Below are 23,262 nucleotides of genomic sequence, written 5' to 3' on the forward strand. Positions count from 1 at the left end.
GGGAATGCATCAATGGACGCTCCGCGTCCGCTTTGGTGGGACGCAGAGCGTCCCGGGCTGCATTCCCACGCAGAGCGTGGGAACGATCATCAGGAAGAGAGAGCATCAAGCATGAGCGACTCCGGCCGCGCCGACGCACTGTTAGCAGACCTGCCCCGCGATGGCCGGGGCCGGCTCAAGGTTTTCCTCGGCGCCGCCCCCGGTGTCGGCAAAACCTACGCCATGCTTCAGGCCGCGCACACGCAACTCCGTCAGGGCGTAAAAGTCCTCGCCGGCGTCGTCGAAACCCATGGCCGTGCCGAAACCGAAGCGCTCCTTGGCGGCTTGCCGCAGCAACCGCTGCTGCGCTCGGAATACCGTGGCGTGATGCTCGAAGAAATGGATCTCGACGGCATCCTCGCGGCCAAACCGAAACTGGTGCTGGTCGATGAACTGGCCCACAGCAACGCCCCCGGCAGTCGCCACGACAAACGCTGGCAAGACATTCAGGAACTGCTCGCCGCCGGCATCGACGTGTTCACCACGGTCAACGTCCAGCACCTCGAAAGTCTTAACGATCAGGTACGCGGCATCACCGGTGTGCAGGTGCGCGAAACCCTGCCGGACTGGGTGCTGCAAGAGGCTTACGAACTGCTGCTGATCGACCTGCCGCCACGCGAATTGCTCGAGCGTCTGCGCGAAGGCAAGGTCTATGTGCCGGAGCAGGCGCGCGCGGCGATCGATGCGTTTTTCACCCAGACCAACCTCACTGCATTGCGCGAACTGGCGATGCAAACCGCCGCCGCGCAAGTCGATAACGATCTTGCGCAAGGTTATCGCCAACTCGGTCAAGCCGCGCCGGCGGTGCGTGGCAGATTGTTGGTCGGAGTCGATGGCGACGCGCAGGCCGAACGCCTTGTGCGCCACGCCAGCCGCGTCGCGCAGCGTCGACATTTGCCATGGAGTCTGGTGCACGTCGACAACGGCAGCGTGCGCGACGAACAATCGCGGCTGCGTCTGCAAAGCGCTCAGCAATTGGCCGAACGCCTCGGCGGTGAAGTGGTTTTATTGCGCGCCGGTGAGGTGGCGAAAACCCTGATTCAGCACGCCGCTGAACGTCGGGCGAGTCTGGTGCTGGTCGGCCAGTCGCGACCGCGTTTGCGTCGTCGACTGTTCGGTGGCGGTCTCGCAGCGCGTTTGCTGCGCCAGGCCCACGGTCTGGAAATCAACGTCCTCGACAGCGATCACCAACAGCATCAACCGCGTCAGCGCAACCCGCTGACGCTGGTGTGGTTCGATTACGCGCTGGCGCTGGTCGCGACGGTGTTGGCCAGCGCCTTGGCATGGGCGGTGTCGAGTGTGTTGCCGCTGCCGAACATCTCGCTGGTGTTCCTCGCGGCGGTGTTGCTGGTGGCGGTGCGCAGCAGCCTCGGCCCGGCGTTGGCCTGTGCAGCGCTGTCGTTTCTTACTTACGATTTTCTGTTCATTCCGCCGAATTTTTCCTTCAGCATCCAGCGCGAAGAAGACGTGCTGACTCTGTTGTTTTTCCTCTTGATGGCGGCGCTCACCGGCAACCTTGCGGCGCGTCAGCGTCGACAATTGCAGGCGTTGCGCGACACCCAGGAAGAGACCACCGAACTGCTCGATCTGTCGCGCAAACTCACCGCCGCCACCGATCGCCAAGCCGTGGTCAGTGCCGCTGCGCAACACCTCAACGGCTGGAGCGATCTGCAACTGTGCCTGCTCAATCGCGACGGTCAGGGCGGCTGGAAAGTCGAGACCGGCGGGCCGCTGCAATTCACCGAAGCCGAACGCGCCGCCGCCGATTGGGCCTGGCAACACGATCAACCGGCGGGCATGGGCACCGGCACGTTGCCGTTCGGGCGTTGGTGGTGGTGGCCGTTGTCGGTCGAGGATGGGCCGCTGGCGCTGCTCGGTGTTTGCGCCAAAGAAGGCCAGACCTTGAGCGGTCAGCGCCGACGTCTGCTGACAGCATTGAGCCAGCCGCTGGCGCAGGCACTGGCCCGGGCGCAACTGGCCGACGATCTCGAAGCCGCACGCCTGCATGGCGAAACCGAGCAATTGCGCAGTGCGCTGCTGGCCTCGGTTTCGCACGATTTGCGCACACCGTTGACCGCCATGCGCGGCAGCATCGACAGCCTGTTGGCGCTCGGCGAAGCGATCCCGTTGGAGGATCGCCGCGAGCTGCTCGAAGGCACGCGCGACGAAGCCGAGCGTCTTGATCGCTACATCCAGAATCTGCTCGACATGACCCGCCTCGGCCACGGCGCGTTGAAGCTGGCGCGGGACTGGGTGTCACCGGCGGACATCGTCGGCAGTTCGCTCAATCGTCTGCGCGCGGTGCTGGCGCCGTTGCAGGTCAGCACCGAGGTGCCGGCCGAGTTGCCGTTGCTGTTCGTGCATGCAGCGCTGATCGAGCAGGCGTTGGTCAACGTGATGGAAAACGCCGCACGGTTTTCGCCAAATCACGGTCGTCTGCAATTACGCGCCGGCGCCGATGACAGCGAGATTTTCTTCTCGGTCAGTGACGAAGGCCCGGGGATTCCCGAAGACGAGCGGGCGAAGATTTTCGATATGTTCTACACCGCCGCACGCGGTGATCGCGGCGGGCAGGGCACCGGTCTTGGCCTGGCAATCTGTCAGGGCATGGTCGGTGCACATGGCGGACGCATCACCGTCGCTGACGGCATCGAAGGTCGCGGCACCTGCATCACCCTGCACCTGCCGTTGCAGGCGCAACCGGGGATGGACAATGAAGCCTGATGTCGACTGCGCTACTCTCTTGCCCATCTTTTGTGATGATGTGAATTCATGAGCCAGACCGCGACCATTTTGGTCATCGACGACGAACCGCAGATCCGCAAATTCCTGCGCATCAGCCTCGCCTCACAAGGCTACAAAGTGCTCGAGGCTGGCACTGGCGCCGAGGGCCTGGCGCAAGCGGCGCTGAATAAACCGGACTTGCTGGTGCTCGACCTCGGCCTGCCGGACATGGACGGCCAGCAAGTGCTCCGTGAGTTTCGCGAATGGGCCACGGCGCCGGTATTGGTGCTGTCGGTGCGTGCCAGCGAAGGGCAGAAAGTCGAGGCACTGGATGGCGGCGCCAACGACTACGTGACCAAGCCGTTCGGTATTCAGGAATTTCTCGCGCGGGTGCGGGCGTTGTTGCGTCAGGCGCCGGCGGGGGAGGCGCAACAAGCAGCGCTGAGTTTTGGCCCGCTGACCGTGGATCTGGCCTATCGGCGGGTGCTGCTCGACGGCGTCGAAGTGGCGCTGACCCGTAAGGAATACGCAGTGTTGGCGCAACTGGCGCGGCATCCGGGAAGGGTGATCACCCAGCAGCAATTGCTCAAGGATATCTGGGGGCCGACGCACACCGAGGACAGTCATTATTTGCGGATAGTGGTGGGGCATTTGCGGCAGAAACTGGCGGATGATCCGACGCGGCCACGGTTTATTGTGACGGAGGCGGGGGTTGGGTATCGGCTTATGGAGTTTGTGGGATAGCTAAAAGATCGCAGCCTTCGGCAGCTCCTACATTGCAATGCGTCCTCCTGTAGGAGCTGCCGAAGGCTGCGATCTTTTGATCTTTACTGCTGTTGCTCACTCTCATACCGATCCATCGTATCCCGCGCAATCTCCCGCCCCAGCGCGATCAATTCCGGCGCTTTGTAAAACTCGAAAAACCGGCAAACCCGCTTCGGTACGTTGATCAAAATATCCGGCGGATACCCGGCAATCTTGTACTGCGCCAGCGAGGTCTGCATCACCTCGAAACTCTGGTTGATCAGATCCAGCAATGACGCCGGTCCAACGTTATCGATGATGAATGAACCCGTCGCCGATTTCGGTGCGCCTTCACGCTCAGGCGCGGCGGCCGGTTGCTGATTGTCGGGGTCGGCGCCTTCCAGCCACGGATTGATATCCGCCGCTTCCGCACGCAACGCTTCCTGTTCCAGCTTCAACAACTGTTCAGCCTGGGTGCGGCGAAACGGCATCTTCGAGCCCAACGAACTGATCAAACTGTCGAAACGCGAACGAAACGCCGGCGGACGCTGGATCACCGGCAGTTTGTAATGCCGCTGGTTGGTCGAGTTGAGATTGACCGCGATGATCAAATCACAGTGGCTGGACACCACCGGCACGATCGGCAGCGGATTGAGAATGCCGCCATCGACCAGCATGCGGTTGCCTTGCATCACCGGGGTGAACAGGCTGGGAATCGCCGCCGAAGCGCGCATGGCCTGGTGCAGACAGCCTTCCTGAAACCAGATTTCCTGTTGATTGGTGAGGTCGGCGGCGACAGCGGTGTAGGGGATGCGCAGGTCTTCGATATTGATCTCGCCGACGATTTTGCGGATCTGCCCGAAGACCTTTTCACCGCGAATTGCGCCGAGGCGGAAACTCACGTCGACCAGTCGCAGCACATCTAGGTAATCAAGACTTTCGATCCAGTTGCGGTATTCATCAAGTTTGCCGGCAGCGTAGATTCCCCCAACCACCGCGCCCATCGAACAACCGGCAATGCAGGCGATTTCGTAACCGCGTTTTTCGATTTCTTCAATGACTCCGATATGGGCATAGCCCCGGGCGCCACCGGAGCCCAGTACCAGCGCGACACGCTTTTTCATCCAGCTTCCTCCCGACAAGGTTGCACAATGCACCCATCGGGCAAGCGGCTCAATCGCCGAGGTCGCTCAGCGGCGCAGTCGCGTCGTTTTTTCGATACTTCATGGCCGCGCGGGGCTATCCTTTTCGCCACCGCAGAATCACGGCCGCACAAGGCACTTTTTCGCCGCCGAACCGTCTTACCTGCACGACTGTTGACCTATTTTTGAGGTGTAAGTGATGAAAGCCTGGATCTGTGTGCCCTTGATCGCCCTGGCATTGGCCGGTTGCGCCGGCAAGACTGCGTACCGCGACAGTTGCGGCAGCCAGCTCGACACGGCGTGGCATGAACTGGATCTGGCCAAGGCCGAAGGCTTTGCCGGCACCGTCAGTTATTCCAAAGCGTTGTCGTTGCTGACAGCGGCCAAAACCCAGCAGCAATTCGAAGGTTTCGAAGGTTGCGCGAGCAAGGCCGAGAAGGCGCGTTTCTACATTCGCGAATCCCGCGCCGGCCGTTAAGCGGCTGACCTGAAGCAAGGATGCTGCGCTGACGAGGCGCCAGACTCCTCCCCAAGACGTTCTGAAGGAACAAGTGATGTCTGCGTTGGTTGATCGGTTGGTGGCTCATATCCTGAGCATTGAAGTGCGATTGCTCAGTTGCCAGGCGCGGCTGACGGCGCGTACTGATCCTGAGGCGCTGCATGATCTGCGCACTACGGTGCGCCGCTTGCGCAGTCTGTTGCGGCCATTGCGCGGCTTGCCCGGGGTTGAGCAACTGGAAGACGCGGCCTCGGCAGTCGGTCAATTGACCACGCCGTGGCGCGATCGTGAAGTGCTCGCGGCTTACTTGCTCGAACACGATCAACCCGAGGCGGCGCAACGGCGCATGGCGCAGATGGCGGAGGCGTATCCGGCACTGGCGGCGAGTGCCGAGGTGGCCTCGCTGCTGATGATTCTCGACGCTTTTCCACGGTTTATTCGTGCGTCTCAGCGTCAGGGCTTGCTCAAAGGTCTGGCTAAACGCATCGAAAAACGCCTCGGCAAACAATGGAAGAATCTCGATCAGGCGCTGCATGATCCGGCGCATGATCGCCATCGTCTGCGTCTGTTGATCAAGCGTGTGCGTTACGGCATCGAGGCGTATCCAGAACTGGATCGCCTGCCGGAAGCGGCGCTGCCACGCTTGAAGTCTGCGCAAGGGGCTCTGGGCGATTGGCACGATTGCTGGCAGTGGCTGGCGAAATCTGAACTGGAAACCGATCTGCAACCGTGTGTCGCCACCTGGCAGGCAGGTTTGATCCAAGCCGAGACCAAGGCCGATCGTGTGCTCGAAAAACTCAGCCGCACCTGCTTCAAATCCTGAACACACCGCGTCACCCCCTGTAGGAGCTGCCGCAGGCTGCGATCTTTTGATCTTGATTTTTCAACATCAAAAGATCGCAGCCTGCGGCAGCTCCTACAGGGAATGGTGTCTGATCTGTCAGCGCATTTGACCGGAATAGACGCTGCGGTGCTCTCCGGCTGTGGTTAAGATCCCTGCATTCATTTTCGTTTTCTGAGGTTGCCATGCGCTTTTGTGATCTGCTCGATGCGGTGCGCCGCCAGCCGGAACTGTCGATCCCCGCCGAATGGGCTCAGGGCCGCGCCAGTTTTGGCGGCCTCGTCGCCGCGCTGCAATACGAAGCCATGCGCGCCAAGGTGCCGGCGGATCGACCAGTGCGTTCGCTGGCGATCACCTTCGTCGGCCCGGTCGAGCCGGAAGTCCCGGTGAGTTTTGAAGTGGATGTGCTGCGTGAAGGCAAAGCCGTCAGCCAGGTGCTGGGCCGGGCGATGCAGAACGGTCAGGTGGTCACGCTGGTGCAAGGCAGTTTTGGCGCCTCGCGTCCTTCGGAAGTGGCGATTGCCGCTGAGCCTGCGCCGGACATGAAGCACTGGGACGAATGTCAGGAACTGCCCTATATCAAAGGCGTGCTGCCAGAATTCATGCGTCACCTGGCGATGCGCTGGACGATCGGCGGTTTGCCGTTTACCGGTAATTCTTCGCGGGACATGGGCGGTTGGGTACGTTTGCGTGGCGACGTGAAGGAAGAGCCAGTGACCGAGGCGCACATTCTTGCGCTGGTGGATGCGTGGCCGCCGTCGCTGCTGCCGCATCTGAAGAAGCCGGCCATGGGCAGCACGCTGACCTGGACCATCGAATTCGTCCAGCCGTTACGTGAATTGAGCACGCTGGACTGGTGCAAGTACCGCGTGGAAACCGAGTACGCCGCCGACGGCTACGGGCATGCCGCCGCCAAGCTGTGGAGCGCGGAGGGCGAGTTGATTGCCATGAGTCGGCAGACCGTCACGATCTTCGCCTGACTCAATGCCGACGGTGACGCTCCCGCCAGGCGCGCCACCAGCCGCCGCTGAGAAAGAACCGTGGAAAAGTCAGAAACTGCTCGACCAGCAAACGTGAAATCGCGTCTTTGCGATCACTGAACGGCTCGGAGGCTTGCGCCTCCAAGCGGTGCCCGTGACGCTGCAAACCTAGTGCCGCGACGATGCCAATCACGCCGATGGCGACACTGGCCAGGCTCAGGCTGAACACGCCAGAGACGATCAACAAAAACGCCACGATGAACAACGGCACGGCAATCAGGTGCAACACCAGATTGGTCGGGTGCTGATGATTGCCCGGGTACGCGCGCCATTGCCACGCGGGAAGGTTGGGGTGACGTTTGCCCATGATGTGGCTACTCCTCGATCCATGTTGATTGCATGGATGAAGAATAGGCCGGGGCGGCGAGGGCGGCGAATCGAGGTTGGCTATTGGCGTCATAGGCATGATGGACACAAAAGATCGCAGCCTTCGGCAGCTCCTACATTAGAGGCGTACACCTGTAGGAGCTGCCGAAGGCTGCGATCTTTTGATCCTCAGAGTTTCAACTGCCCAATCGCCTTGCTCAGTTCCCCAGCCAACGTCGCCAACTCATTACTGGTCGTCGCCGAATCCACCGTCTGCTGCACGGTGTTCTCGGTCACATCGCGAATGCTCACCACCGCCCGATTCATCTCCTCGGCAACCTGACTCTGCTGCTCAGCCGCCACGGCGATCTGCGTATTGCTCTCGCGCATCTGCGCCACCGCGCCGGTGATCTCGGCCAGCGCCGCGCCAGCTTCCTGCGCCTGCTGCACACAATCGTCTGCCTTATACGAACTCTCTTGCATGAAATCCACCGCGTCGCGCGTGCCGGCCTGCAAAGCCGACACCATCGTGGTGATCTCATCAGTCGAAGCCTGCACACGTTTCGCGAGGTGGCGCACTTCATCGGCGACCACCGCAAAACCACGGCCCATTTCCCCCGCACGCGCGGCCTCGATGGCAGCATTGAGAGCAAGCAGATTGGTCTGCTCGGCGATGCTGTGAATCACGCTGACCACACCGTTGATCTTCTGACTGTCTTCAGCCAGGCGTTGAATCATCTCGGCCGTCTGCTGCACGCCGCTGGATAGACCGGCAATCGAATGCTGCACGCGCGCCACCACTTGCTGACCACTGCCGGCCAGACCGTCAGCGGTCTGCGACAAATCGCGAGTGGCGCCCGCGTGCTGGGCGATGTGATAGACCGTGGCGGTCATTTCATTGATCGCCGTGGCCGCTTGATCGGTTTCACTCTGCTGGCCGAGCATGCCATGACGCACTTCGTCCATGCTCGCCGCCAGACGCGCCGCGCCGACATCCAATTGCCGCGCGGTGTTGGCGACGGTGGTGACCACACGCTGATAACCCGCCTGCATCGCGTTGAACGCACTGGCCATCTGCCCGACTTCATCTATGCAGGCCAATGGCACGCGGGCCGAGAGGTCGCCGCTTTTCTCGACGTGCAGCATTACGTCTTTCAGGGTGTTGAGTTGGCTGAGCAGGAAGCGGATCAACAGTTGTGAAGCGCCGAGCATGGCCAGCATCAGGATCAAGACGGCCACGGCGAAGTTGGCAAAACGCTCATCGAATACCTGCGTCAGGCTCGGGCCATAAGCGATCACGGCGACGCGTTGACCGTCGGCACGGCTGAACACCTCGGCGCCCATCAACGGGTTTTTGCCGAACAATGGCATCGGGTTGATCTCGATCCAGCCGTTGCTGTCGGCGATTTCCAATAACGGTTGATCGTTGAGGCGCGGCGCTTCACCGCGTTTGAAGGTCAATACTTGATCGGCTTTGGGCAGCGCTTGCCCGACCGGCCAGGCCTTGAGCAACTGCGCCTGAGCCTGCGCGGAGGCCTTTGATGCATGACTGCGCGCCTGTTGTTCGAGGTGTACGGCGTACAACACCAACAACAACGTGGTGACGAAGGCGACCGCGTTGACCGCCCAGAATTTGTATTTCAGCGAGATATTGCTAAGCCAGGCACCCATGGAGGTCTTCTCTGATAGCGGAAACAGCATTGGCAAGGTGCCAGTATTGTGCCGCTACGGAGGGATCTGGATTTGATGTGGGTCAAAAGATTAAAAGATCGCAGCCTGCGGCAGCTCCTACATTGGGAAGGTGTACACCCTGTAGGAGCTGCCGAAGGCTGCAATCTTTTGCGGCTTACACCAACGTTGGGAGATTGAAGAACGCGCGGGCGCACGCGGTGGTGTGCGCAGCCAGGTCTTCCTCGGTTTCCCCGCGATGCAGAGCAACCTCGCGCAACACCTCCGTCAGATACGCCGGCTCATTACGCCCGTTCTTCGGTTTCGGTCGCAACGTACGCGGTAACAAATAAGGCGCATCGCTTTCCAGCATCAGCCGTCCGCGTTTGATCTCTTTTACCAGCGGATGCAGATGCGTGCCCCGACGCTCGTCGCAGATCCAGCCGGTAATGCCGATGTGCAGATCCATGTCGAGATAACTGAACAGCGCTTTTTGCTCACCGGTAAAGCAATGCACCACCGCAGCAGGCAACTGATCGCGGAAGCCTTTCAGTATCTCCAGTAGTCGCTGACTGGCATCGCGCTCATGCAGGAACACCGGCAACTGCAGCTCGACGGCCAGCGCCAAATGTTCTTCCAAGACTTTCTCCTGCTGCGGACGCGGGGAAAAATCGCGATTGAAATCCAGCCCGCATTCGCCCACCGCGACCACGTTCGATTCCTTCAGCAAACTGCGCAAACGCCTGGCGCTGTCAGCGCTCCAGTCGCTGGCCGAGTGTGGGTGAATGCCAGCGGTGGCGAACAGCCGTTGACCGCTCTCATCCAGTTGCTGACACAGCTCCAGCGCCTGTTCGCTACCCTCGACGCTGGTGCCGGTCACCACCAGTTGGCAGACCCCAGCGGCGTAGGCGCGGTCGAGTACGGCCTGGTGTTTGTCGGCGAAACTTGGGTTGGTCAGGTTGACGCCGATATCGATGAGTTGCATGGTTGCTACCTCGGGCCGAAGGCCGGAAAGCATACCAGAGCTGTAGATTCATAAGAAAAGCCAAGAACTACAACGAGTTAAAGCTGTCTTTTGATGCCGCGAGACCCGTCTGATTGGCAGCAATGCCAACGCTGTGCCAGTCTCTCGCACCTTGCCAGCGCTCCAGGCGCTCTGTTTTCGTCGGTGATTTCGACCGTTGAGCGGTGAAATTGCCCCGTATTCTTTCCGGAGAGTGGATGGTTCGTCCCTCGGTTTTGTTGCTGTTGTGTGGATCGCTGCTGCTGCCGATGACGGCGGTTGCGCGCCTGCCCGGGCCGCTGCAAGCCGTGCCGGCCGCCAAGGTGCGCGATCTCTCGGAGATCCGCAGCAGTCGCGTGTTGCGGGTGCTGGTCAATCAGAGCCGCAACAGCTCCGGCGAAGTCCAGGGGCAGGCCATCGGCGTCGAATACCATCGCCTGCGCGCCTTCGAGCAATACCTCAACGGTCACGCCCGTGACGGTCAGGAAATCACCCTCAAGATCATCCCCAAATCCAAGGATCAATTGCTCGGCGCCTTACAGCGTGGCGAAGGTGATCTGGTGGCGCCGGGAGAATTGCTCGACCTGCAACCGGGTCACGCGGTGGCCAGCAGCGAACCGATCGCCAGCAACGTGCCGCTGATCCTGGTCGGCATCAAGGGCGAGCGACGCTACACCAAGGTTGAACAGCTCTCCGGTAAAACCCTCGCCTTGCCGACCGGCAGCGCAGCGGGGGAGGCCGTCAGCCAGCTGAATCAGAAACTGGCGCTGCACAAACTGGCGCCGATCAAGATCGAATGGGTCGACCCGACACTGGCGGTCGAAGATGTGCTGGAAATGGTGCAGGGCGGGATTTTCCACCTGACCATCGTCGAGCAACCCATCGCCGAGCGTTGGGGCAAGATCCTGCCGAAATTGCGTTTTGATCGGCAGTTGATGATCAGCGAGCCTGGCGAAGAGTACTGGTTCGTCCGCCGCGATGCCTCGATGTTGCGGGCAAGCATTGATCGCTTTTTGATCGGTTACAAAAAACCGTCCAACGAAGATGCGGCGTTTCTGCGCATTTACCGTCGCCTCTATCAAGTTCACTATCCATTGGCCAAGGCTGACCGCCAGCGTCTGGAAAAACTGCGCCCGACCCTGCAAAAACACGCTGACGCGCAAAAAATGGATTGGCTGAACCTGGCGGCGCTGGCGTTCAAGGAGTCCGCGCTGCAACCCAATGCCCGCAGCGGCAGTGGCCCAACCGGGCTGATGCAGATCACCCCGTCCGCCGCGCAACGCGTCGGCGTCGACAATATTCAGAATCTTGATGCCAACGTGCAGGCCGGGGCCAAGTACCTCGCGATGATCCGGCGCAAGTTCTTCAACAGTCCCAAGCTCAACGAGCGCGAGCGCATGGCCTTTACGCTCGCGGCTTACAACATCGGCCCGGAGCGGGTGCAAGGCATGCGCGCCGAGGCTCGGCGGCGCGGTTTGAATCCCAATCAATGGTTCTTCCAGGTCGAGCGCATTGCCATGGAGCAGGTGGGAATGGGGCCGGTCAGCTATGTTAATAGCGTGAACAAGTATTACTTGGCGTTCGACCGGGAGCGGGAGTCGTTGGAGCCCGGAGGACAAAAAGTAGCCTCACGCAAATGATCTAATAATTTGATTGTTATGGCGGAATAATTGCGCTTTTATCATGAAATTAACTGATTAATATAGCGGCCAACCAACACACACTTCTCGCAAAACAAGGAATGCTTCCATGAGCTCACTGATCAACAAAGTCCTGTTCACCCGCGCCGGTTACGGTCTGACCATCCTGCGCATCGCTGTCGGTGTGATCTTCGCGGCTCACGGTTCGCAAAAGCTGTTTGGACTGTTCGGTGGTTACGGTTTGTCCGGCACCGCGCAATACATGGACAGCATCGGTCTGCACCCGGGTTACCTGATGGCAACCTTGGCGGGTGGTACCGAGTTCTTCGCCGGTCTGGCGCTGATCATCGGTTTGCTGGTTCGTCCGGCGGCGCTGGGCCTGACCTTCCTGTCGCTGGTGGCGATCTTCACCGTACACATCAGCAACGGTTTGTTCATGGCCAACAACGGTTACGAATTTGCCCTGGCCCTGCTCGGTGGCAGCCTCGCAGTACTGATCGAAGGCGCCGGCAAACTCTCGGTGGATCGCGCCATCGCTGGCTGATCGCAAAACCTGGACAAAAAAAGGCCCGTATCGTGAGATACGGGCCTTTTTGTTTGTTACTGCGACTGGCTTGCTGCGCCGGGTTTAACCGCGACGGCGCAGGGCGTCGATACGCTCTTCTAGCGGCGGGTGGCTCATGAACATGCGCGCGAAGCCCTGCTTGATGCCACCGTTGATGCCGAAAGCATTCAGGGTGTCCGGCATATGCACCGGCAAGCCCTGTTCGGCGCGCAGACGCTGCAGGGCACCGATCATGGCGCTGGTACCGGCCAGACGTGCACCGGCTTCGTCAGCACGGAATTCGCGTTTACGCGAGAACCACATGACGATCGAGCTGGCCAGAATGCCCAGCACCAGTTCGGCGAAAATGGTCGCCACGTAGTAGGCGATGCCTTGGCCTTCTTCGTTTTTAAAGATCACTTTGTCGACGAAGTTGCCGATGATCCGTGCAAAGAACATCACGAAGGTGTTCACCACGCCCTGGATCAACGCCAGCGTGACCATGTCACCGTTGGCCACGTGGCCGATTTCGTGAGCCAGCACGGCCTTCACTTCATCGGGCGAAAAACGCTCGAGCAGGCCCTGACTGACCGCGACCAGCGCGTCGTTCTTGTTCCAGCCGGTGGCGAAGGCGTTCGCCTCGTAGGCCGGGAAAATACCGACTTCGGGCATCTTGATCCCGGCTTCGCGGGACAATTGCTCGACGGTTTGCAGCAGCCATTGCTCATGCCGGGTGCGTGGCTGGCTGATGATCTGGGTGCTGGTGCTCATCTTCGCCATCCACTTGGAGATGAACAGCGAGAACAGCGAACCGGCAAAACCAAAGACCGCACAGAAAACCAGCAGCTGACTAAGGTTGAGATCAACCCCGTTGGCCGCCATGAACCCGTTGAAGCCGAACAGGCTCAGGGTGATGCTGGCTATCAGCACGACCGCCAGGTTAGTGGCCAAAAACAGCAGGATGCGCATCATGGTTGTAGAAATCTCCTCAAGCTAAAGATGTAGCGTACTGCGGGGTATATAAGGTGCTGCAGCGGGCTATTCAACTGAGTGACTATTTCAAACTGTGTCCTACAGTGAATTCTTCGGTGCAAGGTTCATTTCCCACAACGTAAACCGACAGGGATGACAAACAGCCGCGACCCGTCGCGACTACGTCAGACGCACGTGATCGGTACGAGTCGCAAGTGTAGAAGGCGTACGCAAAGGGTGGGGCGCAGAAGTGTTGCCGAATCAGACAGTGCGCAACGTTCGGGGCGTTGCGCACTGCTGGCCTATCACTGGCGGTAGGACTTGAGGAAGTTGCCGATGCGGCCGATGGCCATTTCCAGATCATCGACGCGCGGCAGGGTGACCACACGGAAGTGATCCGGCCACGGCCAGTTGAACGCCGTGCCTTGCACCACCAGCAGCTTCTCGGAGAGCAGCAGGTCGAGGACGAATTTTTCGTCGTTATGGATCGGGCAGACTTTCGGATCGATTTTCGGGAACGCGTACAGCGCGCCCATCGGCTTGACGCAACTCACGCCCGGAATGTCGTTGAGCAATTCCCACGTACGGTTGCGTTGTTCCAGCAGACGCCCTTGCGGCAGCACCAGATCATTGATGCTCTGATAGCCGCCGAGTGCGGTCTGAATCGCGTGCTGGCTCGGCACGTTGGCGCACAGACGCATGTTCGCCAGCATGTCGATGCCTTCGATGTAGCTCTGCGCGTTGTGTTTCGGCCCGGAGATGGCGATCCAGCCCGAACGGAAACCGGCCACGCGGTAGGACTTCGACAGACCGTTGAAGGTCAGGCACAGCAGATCCGGGGCCAGCGACGCGGTGCAGATGTGCACGGCGTCGTCATACAGGATCTTGTCGTAGATTTCGTCGGAGAACACCACCAGGTTGTGCGCGCGGGCGATTTCCAGCATGCCCAGCAACACTTCCTTGGAATACACCGCGCCGGTCGGGTTATTCGGGTTGATGATCACCATCGCTTTGGTGTTCGGGGTGATCTTGGCCTTGATGTCGGCCAGATCCGGGAACCAGTCGGCGCCTTCGTCGCACAGGTAATGCACGGCGTTACCACCCGCCAGGCTCACGGCCGCCGTCCACAGCGGATAGTCCGGGGCCGGCACCAGCACTTCGTCGCCGTTGTTGAGCAGCGCCTGCAGCGACATCACGATCAGCTCGGACACGCCGTTGCCCAGGTAGATGTCTTCGATGCCGACACCTTCAACCTGCTTTTGCTGGTAGTACTGCATCACCGCTTTGCGCGCGCTGAACAGGCCTTTGGAATCGCTGTAGCCTTGCGCGGTCGGCAGGTTGCGGATCACATCCTGAAGAATTTCGTCCGGCGCCTCGAAACCAAACGGTGCCGGGTTGCCGATATTCAGCTTGAGGATGCGCTGGCCTTCCTCTTCCAGACGTTTGGCGTGCTTGAGCACCGGGCCGCGAATGTCGTAGCAGACGTTGGCGAGCTTGTTCGATTTGCTGAACTGCATGGCGATGTGATCCCGAAAATGAACGATCCAGACGCTGTATGAACTACCGTACTGGGATTCCTGCGTTTGCATGCCAGACGGGTGCCGGAACGTGACGCTGCAAAAAATCCGTTTGAGTGCATGTAACGCGGCTGCCAGACTGGCATCAAATGAGGCGCAATCATACGTGCCGCTCGATCCGTGGAAAAGGTACAGATCGGGCTTTTTCAGCCGCTGAGGTGTGATGATGGAAAAGTTGGAAAAAACCCTGGAAGAATGGCGTGAGATGCTCGACCCCGAGCAGTACAACGTTTGCCGTCTCAGTGCGACCGAACGACCGTTCTCCGGCAAGTACAATGCGACCAAAACCGACGGTGTTTATCATTGCGTGTGCTGCAATGAGCCACTGTTCGATTCCAAGACCAAATTCGACTCCGGCTGCGGCTGGCCGAGCTTCTACGCGCCCATCGGCGAAAGCGCGATGACCGAAATCCGTGACACCACTCACGGCATGATTCGCACTGAAGTGAAATGCGCTCGCTGTGACGCTCACCTGGGTCACGTATTCCCGGACGGCCCGCCGCCGACGGGTCTGCGTTATTGCATCAATTCGGTGTGCCTGAACCTCGAACCACGCGAGTAACCTCACGATAAAACCCCTGTAGGCGCTGCCGAAGGCTGCGATCTTTGATCTTGCTTTAAAAAACAACGTCAAAAGATCGCAGCCTTCGGCAGCTCCTACAGGGGTGTAATCCGATAAATTAAATTGCACACAATTTAATTGCTCGCTATGTTTGCCCTTTGCCACTTCCTGCGGAGCCCGACCCATGAGCGACAACCTGCTGAATATCCCGTGCACCACCATCAAGGGTGAGCAAAAGACCCTGGCCGACTACGCCGGCAAAGCGGTGCTGGTGGTCAACACAGCGAGCAAGTGCGGTTTCACCCCGCAATACAAAGGCCTCGAAGAACTGTGGCAGACCTACAAGGATCAAGGCCTGGTGGTGCTGGGCTTTCCGTGCAATCAGTTCGGCAAACAGGAGCCGGGCAATGAAGGCGCGATCAGTGAGTTCTGCGAGCTGAATTTCGGCGTGAGTTTCCCGCTGTTCAAGAAGATCGACGTCAACGGTGCCGATGCGCACCCGCTGTTCGTGCAGTTGAAAAAACGCGCACCGGGCCTGCTGGGTTCGCAGGGCATCAAGTGGAATTTCACCAAGTTCCTGATCGGCAAGGACGGTCAACTGGTCAAGCGTTTCGCCCCGACCACCAAACCACAGGATCTGAACGGCGAGATCGAAGCGCTGCTGAAATGAACAGCCTGTCCGTCGATTCGATGCAGCTCGACAACCAGTTGTGTTTCAAGCTGTACGCCGCATCTCGCGCAGTGATTCGCGCCTACAAGCCGATGCTCGATCAGCTCGGCCTGACCTATCCGCAATATCTGGTGATGCTGGTGTTGTGGGAGTGGCAGGAAAGCGCCCCGGAGCAACCGACGGTGAAAGCGCTGGGCGAACGTCTGGCACTGGATTCCGGGACGCTGACGCCGTTGCTCAAGCGTCTGGAGCAAATGCACTGGGTGCAGCGCCAGCGTTCGGCCCGCGATGAGCGAGAGGTGCATTTGAGCCTGACGCCCGCCGGGCAAGCATTGCGCGAGCAGGTCGGGCCGCTCAAAGCGAAGTTGTTGTGCGACAGCGGTGTGGATCTTGATCGGCTCAACGAATTGCGCAACGGCCTCGATCACTTGCTCGGGCAGATCAAGGCTTTGGCGTAATCGGCACCCATTGATCAAGCAGCGCTGCCAGTTCTTCGCGGCGAAACGGTTTGGCCAGATAGTCGCTCATGCCCGCCGCGCGGCAGCGTTCTCGTTCTTCGGACATGGCGTTGGCGGTCAGGGCGACGATCGGCAATTGCGGCCAGCGCCCGCTCTGGCGAATCTGCCGACTCGCTTCGTAGCCGTCCATCACCGGCATGTTGCAGTCCATCAGCACCATGTCGAAATCATGGAATTCCAGTTGATCCAACGCCTCGGCACCGTGAGCCGCGACCACCACTTCGCAGCCAAGCTTGCCGAGCATGCCTTTGGCCACCAGTTGATTGACCGGGTTGTCCTCGACCAACAGAACACGAGCTCGCCGAAGCGAGGGTGCAGCCTCCAGAGGTGTATCACCGACAGCGGTGATGTCCGCTTGCAAGGTTCTGCGCAGATTCTGATACAGCGCGTTGCGAGCCAGCGGTCGCGCCTGCTGCTGCAGTGGCGCCAGCGCCGCGGCTTCTTCGCTGGGCAGAAAACTGCCATAAGCGGTGACCAGTAAAATCGGCGCCTTAATGGTGGGGCGCAGGCCGAACAGGCATTCCGGGCAATCGGTGATCAATACGTCAGGCGTGCGGCCCAGCAATGAATCATCAATCGTGCACTGGTCGTATTCGATGCCCCAGCCCGGCAGCAAACTTTTCAGCAGTTCCGCCAGGCCACTGCTGCCAGCGGTGATGGCGAGGACTTTGCCGTGCAGCGGTGCCGGAGCGATCGCGCGGGTATGGCTGGGCAGCGGCAATTCGGCGCAGAACTGGCTGCCGAAACCGGCTTCCGAACTGATCGTCAGACGGCCCTGCATGGCTTCGCACAGGTTGTAGGTCAATGCCAGACCCAGCCCGGTGCCGCCATATTGCCGAGTAATGCCAGCGCCAGCCTGAGTAAACGGCTGGAAGATTTTCACCTGCGCTTCCTGCGCGATGCCAATCCCGGTGTCACAGACTTCGATGCGCACGCCATCCTTATAGGCCGACAAGCGCACATCGACGCGACCGAAACGGGTGAACTTCAACGCGTTCGACAGCAGGTTGCTGACGATCTGCCGAACCCGGGTCGGGTCGCCGAGTACCAGCGCGGGGAAGTGCGGATCGATCAGGCAGGTCAGTTCGACGCTCGGCGCAGCATTCTGCGAGAGCAGATTGGCGGTGTCCTCGACCAGCGCACCGAGGTCGAACGGAATGTGTTCGAGCTCCAGTTGACCGGCATCGAATTTCGACAGATCGAGAATATCGTTGAGCAATTCCACCAGCACTTTCCCCGAGTCGTGGGCGATCGCCAGTTGTTGTTGCTGTTCGGCATTCAGCGGGCCGTCCAGCGATAGCGCGATCATCCCCAGCAAGCCGTTGAGCGGCGTGCGAATTTCATGACTCATGTTGGCGAGAAACGCCGAGCGTGCCTCGGCCATGTCCAACGCGGTGCTGCGGGCGACTTCGAGCTCCTGATTGGATTGGCTGAGCCGCGTGTTGATCGCCTTGAGTTCAGCGGTGCGCGAGGAAACGATGGTTTCCAGTTGGCTGAGGTAATCGGTCAGGCGGTTTTCCGCGTTGCGGCGCTGCTGGATTTCCGTGGCGATGTTTTCGAATTGCTGATTGGCGACTTTGACCAGCACACCAATTTCGTCATTGGCATGCCCGGCGGGGCATTCCAGGGTTGTCGGTTCTGCGCTGCGCGGGTCGCGACTGCTGAGTTCGCGAATCACCCGCACCAGTGGTTTGGTCAGCATCACGTAGAACAACGCCAGCAGAATGCCGGTAAGAATCAGGCTGCGGGCGAAACCGTTGAGCAAGGTGATTTCCGCCCGGCGCAGAAAGCGGCTGCCAAAGGCGTAAGTGTCGACTTCAAGGCTCAGCACCCCTAGCGATTCGGTGGGCAGGTGGTCGAGGTAGAGGCGGTCTTCGAACTGGCGTTTGGCGCCGAACAGGGCGTCGCTGATCATCCGGTAGCCGCTTTGCAGTTCGGGACGTTTGACGCTGGCCAGTACCGTATCGTTGTTATCGGTCAGTTGCGCGGAAATGATGGCCGGCGAACGCAGCAGGCCGAGGGTGAGTTCCTGGGCCAGTTCGGCGTCGATGTTGTAAGCGATGCGAGACGCCGGATTGTGGCTGATTTCCAGCAAAGACAGGATTTCACGGTTGATGGAAGCGTCTTCACTGGCATAATCGATGCCGATTTGCAGCAGGCTGAGCAGCGTGCCCAGAATGAACCCGACCAGCACAGTAAGCTTGGCTTGCTTGTACGACAGCCGTTGGGTGAATTTGATATCCATGGGGTGTTGAACCACTTCCGTTTCCCTTCGCTGCTCAAGCATAGTCGATCATGTATGGATACCGAGGTTCCCGAATCGCCTTGTAACAAGGCTGGGTGCGGGACTTTAAGTCTGTGTGTCGTGGCTGGATCGCCATCATCACTGTGAACGAGCCCGAGGAAAAGACGTGGATTCCCGATTGAATGCTTTTCTTGAACGCGCCGAGTCGGTTCTGGCGCGGATCGAACCCTTGTTGCCTGCACCGCGTCCGGTGATCGACTGGAACACTTGCCTGGCCGCGCGCTGGCAGCGTGACGGGCGCAGCGGTTATTTGCTGCCGCTGGAAGTCAGCCTCGACATGCGTCTGTCCGACCTGATCGGCGTCGACCGTCAGCTCGAACAACTGGGCCGCAACACCCAGCAATTCCTTGACGGCATGCCGGCCAACCACGCCTTGTTGTGGGGCTCGCGCGGCACCGGTAAATCCTCGCTGGTGCGCGCACTGCTGGCGGAACACGCCGCAGCCGGCCTGCGTTTGATCGAGATCGAACGCGATCATCTGGCCGACCTGCCGCGCGTGGTCGAGCAGATCGGCAAGCTGCCACAGCGCTTTGTGTTGTTCTGTGATGACCTGTCGTTCGAGTCCGGCGAAGGCGATTACCGCGTGCTGAAAAGCGTGCTGGACGGCTCGCTGGAACAGGCGCCGGACAACGTCTTGTTGTACGCCACTTCCAACCGTCGTCACCTGGTGCCGGAGAAGGAAAGCGACAACGAAAACTGGAAACGCGTCGACGGCGAGTTGCACCCAAGCGAAGCGGTGGAGGACAAGATTGCTCTGTCGGATCGCTTTGGCCTGTGGCTGTCGTTCTACCCATTCACCCAAGAACACTTCCTCGACGTCGTTGAACACTGGATCGGCCAGTTGGCAGCCAAGGCCAATCTGAGCTGGCAGCGCGACGAAGAGCTGGACATCCTCGCCGTGCGTTGGGCCACTGGCCGCGGCAATCGCAACGGACGTTGCGCGTACCAATTCGCCCGCTACTGGGTGGGACTGAAATTGTTGGAGCACAAGGCATGATTGATTTGCAACAAAGCGGCCAGGGTCTCGAAGGCTATGGCATGTTGGCCGCGCAACTGGAATCGCTGCTGGCGGACGAACGCGATTTCATCGCCAACGCCGCGCAGTTTTCGGCGTTCCTGTTTAACCAGCTTGATGACCTGAACTGGGCGGGCTTCTACCTCAACCGCAACGAAGAGCTGGTGCTCGGCCCGTTTCAGGGTCAGATCGCTTGCGTGCGCATTCCGTTTGGTCGCGGTGTCTGCGGCGCGGCGGCAGCAACCTTGCAGACGCAGCGAGTCGAAGACGTTCACGCGTTTCCCGGCCATATCGCTTGCGACAGCGCGTCGAACAGTGAACTGGTCGTGCCGTTGGTCAAGGACGGCCGCCTGATTGGCGTGCTTGACCTCGACAGCCCGAGGCTGGCGCGTTTTGGCGCTGACGATCAGGCTGGCATCGAGCAACTGGCGGCGATTTTCCTGCGCCTGACCGACTGCTGATCATGCGCTGACGCCAGCCTTGCGGAGCAGGCTGGCGGGATCCACCGCATCGATCTGCTGCGGATCGAGAAAGCGCGTGGCGTACTGCAAATACACGCCTTCGTTGATGAACAGGCCGAACAGCTCAGGATCAATGTGCGACTCGTGGCTCATTGTCGCCATGATGTTCAGCGCCTCGCTCAAGGATTTGGCCTTTTTGTAAGGCCTATCTGCCGCCGTCAGTGCCTCGAAAATATCGGCAATCGCCATCATCCGTGCCGGCAGGCTCATTTCTTCGCGTTTCAGACGTTTCGGATAACCGGTGCCGTCCATTTTTTCATGATGGCCGCCGGCGATTTCCGCGACGCTGTCCAGATGCCCGGGGAAGGGCAGATGGCTGAGCATCAGGATCGTCTGCACCATGTGATGGTTGATGATGTAGCGTTCTTCGCGGGTCAGCGTGCCGCGGGTGATGCTCAGGTTGTACAACTCGCCGCGGTTGTATTTGTAGCGCGGCACGTCGAGTTTGAAACCCCACGGATTGTCTTCCGGAATCAGCTCACTGTCGGCGCGTTCGAGCAAGTGTTCGGGCTTGTCCGCAAGCAGTTTTTCCCGCACTGGCAGAGTCGGCGCCGAGGTTCGCGACTGGCGACGGTTTTCTTCCCATGACACCCCCAAACGATCGTCGAGTGTGCGCATCCATGTGCGCTGGCCCAGCTCATTCAGTCGTTGCAGATCCGCTTCGGCCATCGCCTCACTGCCCAGATTGCAGCGGGCGACGAAGGCGAAATCGTCATCCAGTGCCGACAACGTGGTGTCGCGCATAACGCTCAGCTGTTCTTCGTTTCCGCCCATGGCCAGTGCTTGCCAGTAGCTGATCCACGCATCGCGTTTGAGCACCTCAAAGCGCGTGCGAATCTCATGGATACGGTCGTTGATGGTCTCCAGTTTGGTGGCTTTGTCGACTACGTATTCAGGCGTGGTGACCTTGCCGCAATCGTGCAGCCACGCGGCAATGTGCAGCGCCTCCCATTCATCTTCGCTGGGTTGATAGGCCTTGAAAGCTGGCGCATGGCTGGCGGCTGCTGCGTGGGCGAGCATTAGGGTCAGTTCCGGCACGCGCTGGCAATGGCCGCCGGTGTAGGGGCTTTTTGCATCGATGGCGCCGGCCAGCAATTGAATGAAGGCGTCCAGCAGTTGTTTCTGTTTGGCCTGCAACCGTTGGCTTTCGATGCTCACCGCGGCGGCGCCGGACACGGCCTGGAGAAAGGCGATGCGATCCGGTCGCAGTTTTTCCAGATCGGCGGACGTGCCGCTGTCGTTCACCAGCAAGATCAGCAGACCGATGGTTTCGTTGTGGCGGTTGCGCAGGCGAATGCCGATCAGGTGCACGCGCGGCGAAGCCATCGCGAGCAAGACTTTTTGCAGGTCGCCGGCCTGTTCGAAACCCAGGTTGCTCACCACGTTGTCGGCGTGTGCCAGTTGCTGAAACCATGCCGGACCTTGATGTGCCTGCAGGTCGTGGCCCTGAATAGCGAAATCTTCGAGGGTTTGCGCGGTGCCGTCGATGACCACCCCGTAAGGTTCCATGCGGTTGCCGTCGCTTTCGCGCAGGTAGATCAGGCCTGCCTGAGCCTGGGCGATCTGCACGGTTTCGAACAGCACTCGCTGTAACAGCGGCGCGAATCGAGTCTCGGCGCAGAGGCTGTCGGTGATGCGGAAGAAACTCGCCAGCGTGTCTTTCATTCGCGCCATCGACACACTCAACTGATCGACTTCCAGCACCGGTGAGCGTCGGGTCAGGGGGAAATTGAAATCGAAACTGCGAATTGCGTCGGCCTCCTTGACCAGCGCGTGCAGGGGTTTGACCAGAATTCGTGAGATCAACCAGCCCAGCGGCAGGCACAGCAATAACGTCGCGAGGGTAATCAGCGCGCCTTGCCAGCGCATGCGGTACGCGTCGACCAGCAACTCGTCCTCTGGCACCAGCAAGGCCAATTGCAGACCGCGCGGCCCACCTTCCTGCATGCTGCTGCGGGCGACGATCCATTGGCGACCTTCGGATTCCAGGCGATTGCCTTTGTGCGCGCCGGACAGCAACGCATGCAATTGCGGACTGAGATCAGTCACCTTGGCCAGCCGTGCGGTGCGATCGTCGACGATCAGACGGCTGCTGTCGGGGTAGGCCACGGCATTGCCGTCGGCATCGAACAAGGCGATTTCGGTGGCCGGGGTGACCACGTGTTTGGTCAGGGTCGCGGACAGCGCTTCCAGCGTCAGATCGGCGCCAATCACGGCGTTTTCGCCACTGCGCCGGGCGAGGGTGGTGCCGACATTGTGGGTGGAGAAAAATACGTAGGGTTCGGTGGTGATTTGCTCGGCCTGCTGTCGGGCGCTGGTAAACCAGGCGCGGGTACGCGGGTCATAAAGGTCTTCGGGGTTGTCCTGTCGGCTGATCGGCGTGAGCGATTGATCAAAGAACAGCGATTGCGACCGTGGCTGGCCATCGGCACCGTGCTCAATGCTCCAGACCTGAAACGCTGCGGCCTCCGGTGCTTCGAGCAGGGTTTTCAAAGCACCATTGCGCAACGGTCGCACCATGAAGAAGTCACCGTTTGCATAACCCAGATACAGCGAGGCCAGGTCCGGATTGTCCGTCAGTGACTGGCTGAATGGCCTGAGCAAAGGCAGGCGCTGTTCCAGCGCCAAGGCCTGTGTGGCTGGGTTGTCTGCCAGCAGGCTGAGCAGATGGCGAATCGGCTGATAGGTGGCGTGCAGGTCGACGCGTACATCCTGTTCGATGCGGTTGAACAGCTTTTCGCTGCTCGAGAGGATGATTTGCGTGGTCTGTCGGTAATTGAACAGTCCCAGGATCACCCCGGTAAGCAGCAACAGAAATGTGAACATGACGCTGATGTGCACATGCAGGGGGAACCGGCGTTGTTCCGGGCGCAGTGGGCTGGGCATTTCTGGCTCTCCAAAAGGTTTAACTCACTGCTCAGCGCCCAAGCAT

Annotated in this window: 20 protein-coding genes; 12 read left to right on the forward strand and 8 right to left on the reverse strand. The window is 59.9% G+C overall.

The features are described from left to right. The first annotated feature begins 111 nt into the window (after positions 1–111). Positions 112–2,763 carry a DUF4118 domain-containing protein gene (locus ACIP66_RS14495; RefSeq protein WP_400648860.1) on the forward strand — a complete coding sequence of 884 codons (2,652 nt, stop codon included), beginning with the start codon at positions 112–114 and terminating at the stop codon, positions 2,761–2,763. A gap of 48 nt (positions 2,764–2,811) precedes the next feature. Next, positions 2,812–3,507, forward strand: coding sequence for a response regulator (locus ACIP66_RS14500; protein WP_053122408.1), 696 nt, complete (start codon positions 2,812–2,814; stop codon positions 3,505–3,507). Between the two features lie 83 nt (positions 3,508–3,590). Here the strand turns inward: ACIP66_RS14500 and ACIP66_RS14505 are convergent, their stop codons facing one another. After that, positions 3,591–4,631: a patatin-like phospholipase family protein gene (locus ACIP66_RS14505; RefSeq protein ID WP_159811562.1), complete on the reverse strand. Its 1,041-nt coding sequence runs from the start codon at positions 4,629–4,631 to the stop codon at positions 3,591–3,593. Positions 4,632–4,848: 217 nt separating this feature from the next. Between ACIP66_RS14505 and ACIP66_RS14510 the strand changes: the two genes are divergently transcribed. The 3 genes from ACIP66_RS14510 (at position 4,849) to ACIP66_RS14520 (ending at position 6,969) form a co-directional block, all read left to right on the forward strand. Then, positions 4,849–5,127, forward strand: a complete 279-nt coding sequence (locus tag ACIP66_RS14510; protein ID WP_053122404.1) for a hypothetical protein — start codon at positions 4,849–4,851, stop codon at positions 5,125–5,127. Positions 5,128–5,203: 76 nt separating this feature from the next. Beyond that, positions 5,204–5,971, forward strand: coding sequence for a CHAD domain-containing protein (locus tag ACIP66_RS14515; protein WP_400648862.1), 768 nt, complete (start codon positions 5,204–5,206; stop codon positions 5,969–5,971). 203 nt (positions 5,972–6,174) lie between these two features. Next, entirely contained in the window at positions 6,175–6,969 is a 795-nt protein-coding gene (locus ACIP66_RS14520; protein ID WP_053122383.1) for an acyl-CoA thioesterase II, read from the forward strand. Position 6,970: 1 nt separating this feature from the next. On the opposite strand, the gene ACIP66_RS14525 is transcribed toward ACIP66_RS14520, so the two are convergent. The 3 genes from ACIP66_RS14525 to ACIP66_RS14535 form a co-directional block, all read right to left on the reverse strand. Further along, on the reverse strand, positions 6,971–7,336 hold the full coding sequence (locus tag ACIP66_RS14525) for an Mpo1-like protein (protein WP_053122382.1): 366 nt from the start codon (positions 7,334–7,336) through the stop codon (positions 6,971–6,973). Positions 7,337–7,524: 188 nt separating this feature from the next. Next, entirely contained in the window at positions 7,525–9,006 is a 1,482-nt protein-coding gene (locus ACIP66_RS14530) for a methyl-accepting chemotaxis protein (protein WP_400648864.1), read from the reverse strand. Positions 9,007–9,181: 175 nt separating this feature from the next. Then, entirely contained in the window at positions 9,182–9,988 is an 807-nt protein-coding gene (locus ACIP66_RS14535; protein WP_400648866.1) for a TatD family hydrolase, read from the reverse strand. Positions 9,989–10,224: 236 nt separating this feature from the next. On the opposite strand from ACIP66_RS14535, the gene ACIP66_RS14540 reads away from it, so the two are divergent. Next, positions 10,225–11,646, forward strand: a complete 1,422-nt coding sequence (locus ACIP66_RS14540) for a transglycosylase SLT domain-containing protein (RefSeq protein WP_400648868.1) — start codon at positions 10,225–10,227, stop codon at positions 11,644–11,646. A gap of 109 nt (positions 11,647–11,755) precedes the next feature. Next, complete coding sequence (locus ACIP66_RS14545) at positions 11,756–12,190, forward strand: DoxX family protein (RefSeq protein WP_053122374.1); 435 nt, start codon at positions 11,756–11,758, stop codon at positions 12,188–12,190. An 84-nt stretch (positions 12,191–12,274) separates the two neighbouring features. On the opposite strand, the gene htpX is transcribed toward ACIP66_RS14545, so the two are convergent. Beyond that, positions 12,275–13,162, reverse strand: a complete 888-nt coding sequence (htpX, locus tag ACIP66_RS14550) for a protease HtpX (protein WP_053122372.1) — start codon at positions 13,160–13,162, stop codon at positions 12,275–12,277. 305 nt (positions 13,163–13,467) lie between these two features. Beyond that, entirely contained in the window at positions 13,468–14,679 is a 1,212-nt protein-coding gene (locus ACIP66_RS14555; RefSeq protein ID WP_016770856.1) for a pyridoxal phosphate-dependent aminotransferase, read from the reverse strand. 226 nt (positions 14,680–14,905) lie between these two features. Here ACIP66_RS14555 and msrB point away from each other — a divergent pair, with 226 nt between their 5' ends. From msrB to ACIP66_RS14570, 3 genes are all read left to right on the forward strand, one after another. Then, positions 14,906–15,301: a peptide-methionine (R)-S-oxide reductase MsrB gene (msrB, locus tag ACIP66_RS14560; RefSeq protein ID WP_053122371.1), complete on the forward strand. Its 396-nt coding sequence runs from the start codon at positions 14,906–14,908 to the stop codon at positions 15,299–15,301. A gap of 184 nt (positions 15,302–15,485) precedes the next feature. Next, positions 15,486–15,971, forward strand: a complete 486-nt coding sequence (locus ACIP66_RS14565; RefSeq protein WP_053122369.1) for a glutathione peroxidase — start codon at positions 15,486–15,488, stop codon at positions 15,969–15,971. Continuing rightward, positions 15,968–16,429: a MarR family winged helix-turn-helix transcriptional regulator gene (locus tag ACIP66_RS14570; protein WP_212549034.1), complete on the forward strand. Its 462-nt coding sequence runs from the start codon at positions 15,968–15,970 to the stop codon at positions 16,427–16,429. The genes ACIP66_RS14565 and ACIP66_RS14570 overlap by 4 nt, the downstream gene beginning before the upstream one ends. On the opposite strand, the gene ACIP66_RS14575 is transcribed toward ACIP66_RS14570, so the two are convergent. Beyond that, positions 16,413–18,734: a response regulator gene (locus tag ACIP66_RS14575; protein WP_400648871.1), complete on the reverse strand. Its 2,322-nt coding sequence runs from the start codon at positions 18,732–18,734 to the stop codon at positions 16,413–16,415. The two genes, ACIP66_RS14570 and ACIP66_RS14575, sit on opposite strands and share 17 nt — an antisense overlap. Positions 18,735–18,900: 166 nt before the next feature. Between ACIP66_RS14575 and ACIP66_RS14580 the strand changes: the two genes are divergently transcribed. Together ACIP66_RS14580 and ACIP66_RS14585 are read left to right on the forward strand one after the other, a co-directional pair. After that, on the forward strand, positions 18,901–19,791 hold the full coding sequence (locus ACIP66_RS14580; RefSeq protein ID WP_282352585.1) for an ATP-binding protein: 891 nt from the start codon (positions 18,901–18,903) through the stop codon (positions 19,789–19,791). Beyond that, positions 19,788–20,270: a GAF domain-containing protein gene (locus ACIP66_RS14585; protein WP_400648872.1), complete on the forward strand. Its 483-nt coding sequence runs from the start codon at positions 19,788–19,790 to the stop codon at positions 20,268–20,270. The genes ACIP66_RS14580 and ACIP66_RS14585 overlap by 4 nt, the downstream gene beginning before the upstream one ends. Here the strand turns inward: ACIP66_RS14585 and ACIP66_RS14590 are convergent, their stop codons facing one another. Beyond that, a complete protein-coding gene (locus tag ACIP66_RS14590) occupies positions 20,271–23,216 on the reverse strand; it encodes an HD domain-containing phosphohydrolase (RefSeq protein WP_400648873.1) in 2,946 nt (981 codons plus the stop codon). Positions 23,217–23,262: the final 46 nt, after the last annotated feature.

This window comes from Pseudomonas sp. NPDC088429 (assembly GCF_044753305.1).
GTDB classification, from domain to species: Bacteria; Pseudomonadota; Gammaproteobacteria; order Pseudomonadales; family Pseudomonadaceae; genus Aquipseudomonas; species Aquipseudomonas rustica.

Bases quoted from the DNA above. Each gene is read 5' to 3' on its own strand.
- ACIP66_RS14575 (WP_400648871.1), bottom strand. From the start codon at position 18,734: ATGGATATCAAATTCACCCAACGGCTGTCGTACAAGCAAGCCAAGCTT.
- ACIP66_RS14500 (WP_053122408.1), top strand. From the start codon at position 2,812: ATGAGCCAGACCGCGACCATTTTGGTCATCGACGACGAACCGCAGATC.
- ACIP66_RS14585 (WP_400648872.1), top strand. From the start codon at position 19,788: ATGATTGATTTGCAACAAAGCGGCCAGGGTCTCGAAGGCTATGGCATG.
- ACIP66_RS14535 (WP_400648866.1), bottom strand. From the start codon at position 9,988: ATGCAACTCATCGATATCGGCGTCAACCTGACCAACCCAAGTTTCGCC.
- ACIP66_RS14555 (WP_016770856.1), bottom strand. From the start codon at position 14,679: ATGCAGTTCAGCAAATCGAACAAGCTCGCCAACGTCTGCTACGACATT.
- htpX (WP_053122372.1), bottom strand. From the start codon at position 13,162: ATGATGCGCATCCTGCTGTTTTTGGCCACTAACCTGGCGGTCGTGCTG.
- ACIP66_RS14495 (WP_400648860.1), top strand. From the start codon at position 112: ATGAGCGACTCCGGCCGCGCCGACGCACTGTTAGCAGACCTGCCCCGC.
- ACIP66_RS14520 (WP_053122383.1), top strand. From the start codon at position 6,175: ATGCGCTTTTGTGATCTGCTCGATGCGGTGCGCCGCCAGCCGGAACTG.
- ACIP66_RS14510 (WP_053122404.1), top strand. From the start codon at position 4,849: ATGAAAGCCTGGATCTGTGTGCCCTTGATCGCCCTGGCATTGGCCGGT.
- ACIP66_RS14540 (WP_400648868.1), top strand. From the start codon at position 10,225: ATGGTTCGTCCCTCGGTTTTGTTGCTGTTGTGTGGATCGCTGCTGCTG.
- ACIP66_RS14525 (WP_053122382.1), bottom strand. From the start codon at position 7,336: ATGGGCAAACGTCACCCCAACCTTCCCGCGTGGCAATGGCGCGCGTAC.
- ACIP66_RS14515 (WP_400648862.1), top strand. From the start codon at position 5,204: ATGTCTGCGTTGGTTGATCGGTTGGTGGCTCATATCCTGAGCATTGAA.
- ACIP66_RS14570 (WP_212549034.1), top strand. From the start codon at position 15,968: ATGAACAGCCTGTCCGTCGATTCGATGCAGCTCGACAACCAGTTGTGT.
- ACIP66_RS14505 (WP_159811562.1), bottom strand. From the start codon at position 4,631: ATGAAAAAGCGTGTCGCGCTGGTACTGGGCTCCGGTGGCGCCCGGGGC.
- ACIP66_RS14590 (WP_400648873.1), bottom strand. From the start codon at position 23,216: ATGCCCAGCCCACTGCGCCCGGAACAACGCCGGTTCCCCCTGCATGTG.
- ACIP66_RS14530 (WP_400648864.1), bottom strand. From the start codon at position 9,006: ATGGGTGCCTGGCTTAGCAATATCTCGCTGAAATACAAATTCTGGGCG.
- ACIP66_RS14565 (WP_053122369.1), top strand. From the start codon at position 15,486: ATGAGCGACAACCTGCTGAATATCCCGTGCACCACCATCAAGGGTGAG.
- msrB (WP_053122371.1), top strand. From the start codon at position 14,906: ATGGAAAAGTTGGAAAAAACCCTGGAAGAATGGCGTGAGATGCTCGAC.
- ACIP66_RS14545 (WP_053122374.1), top strand. From the start codon at position 11,756: ATGAGCTCACTGATCAACAAAGTCCTGTTCACCCGCGCCGGTTACGGT.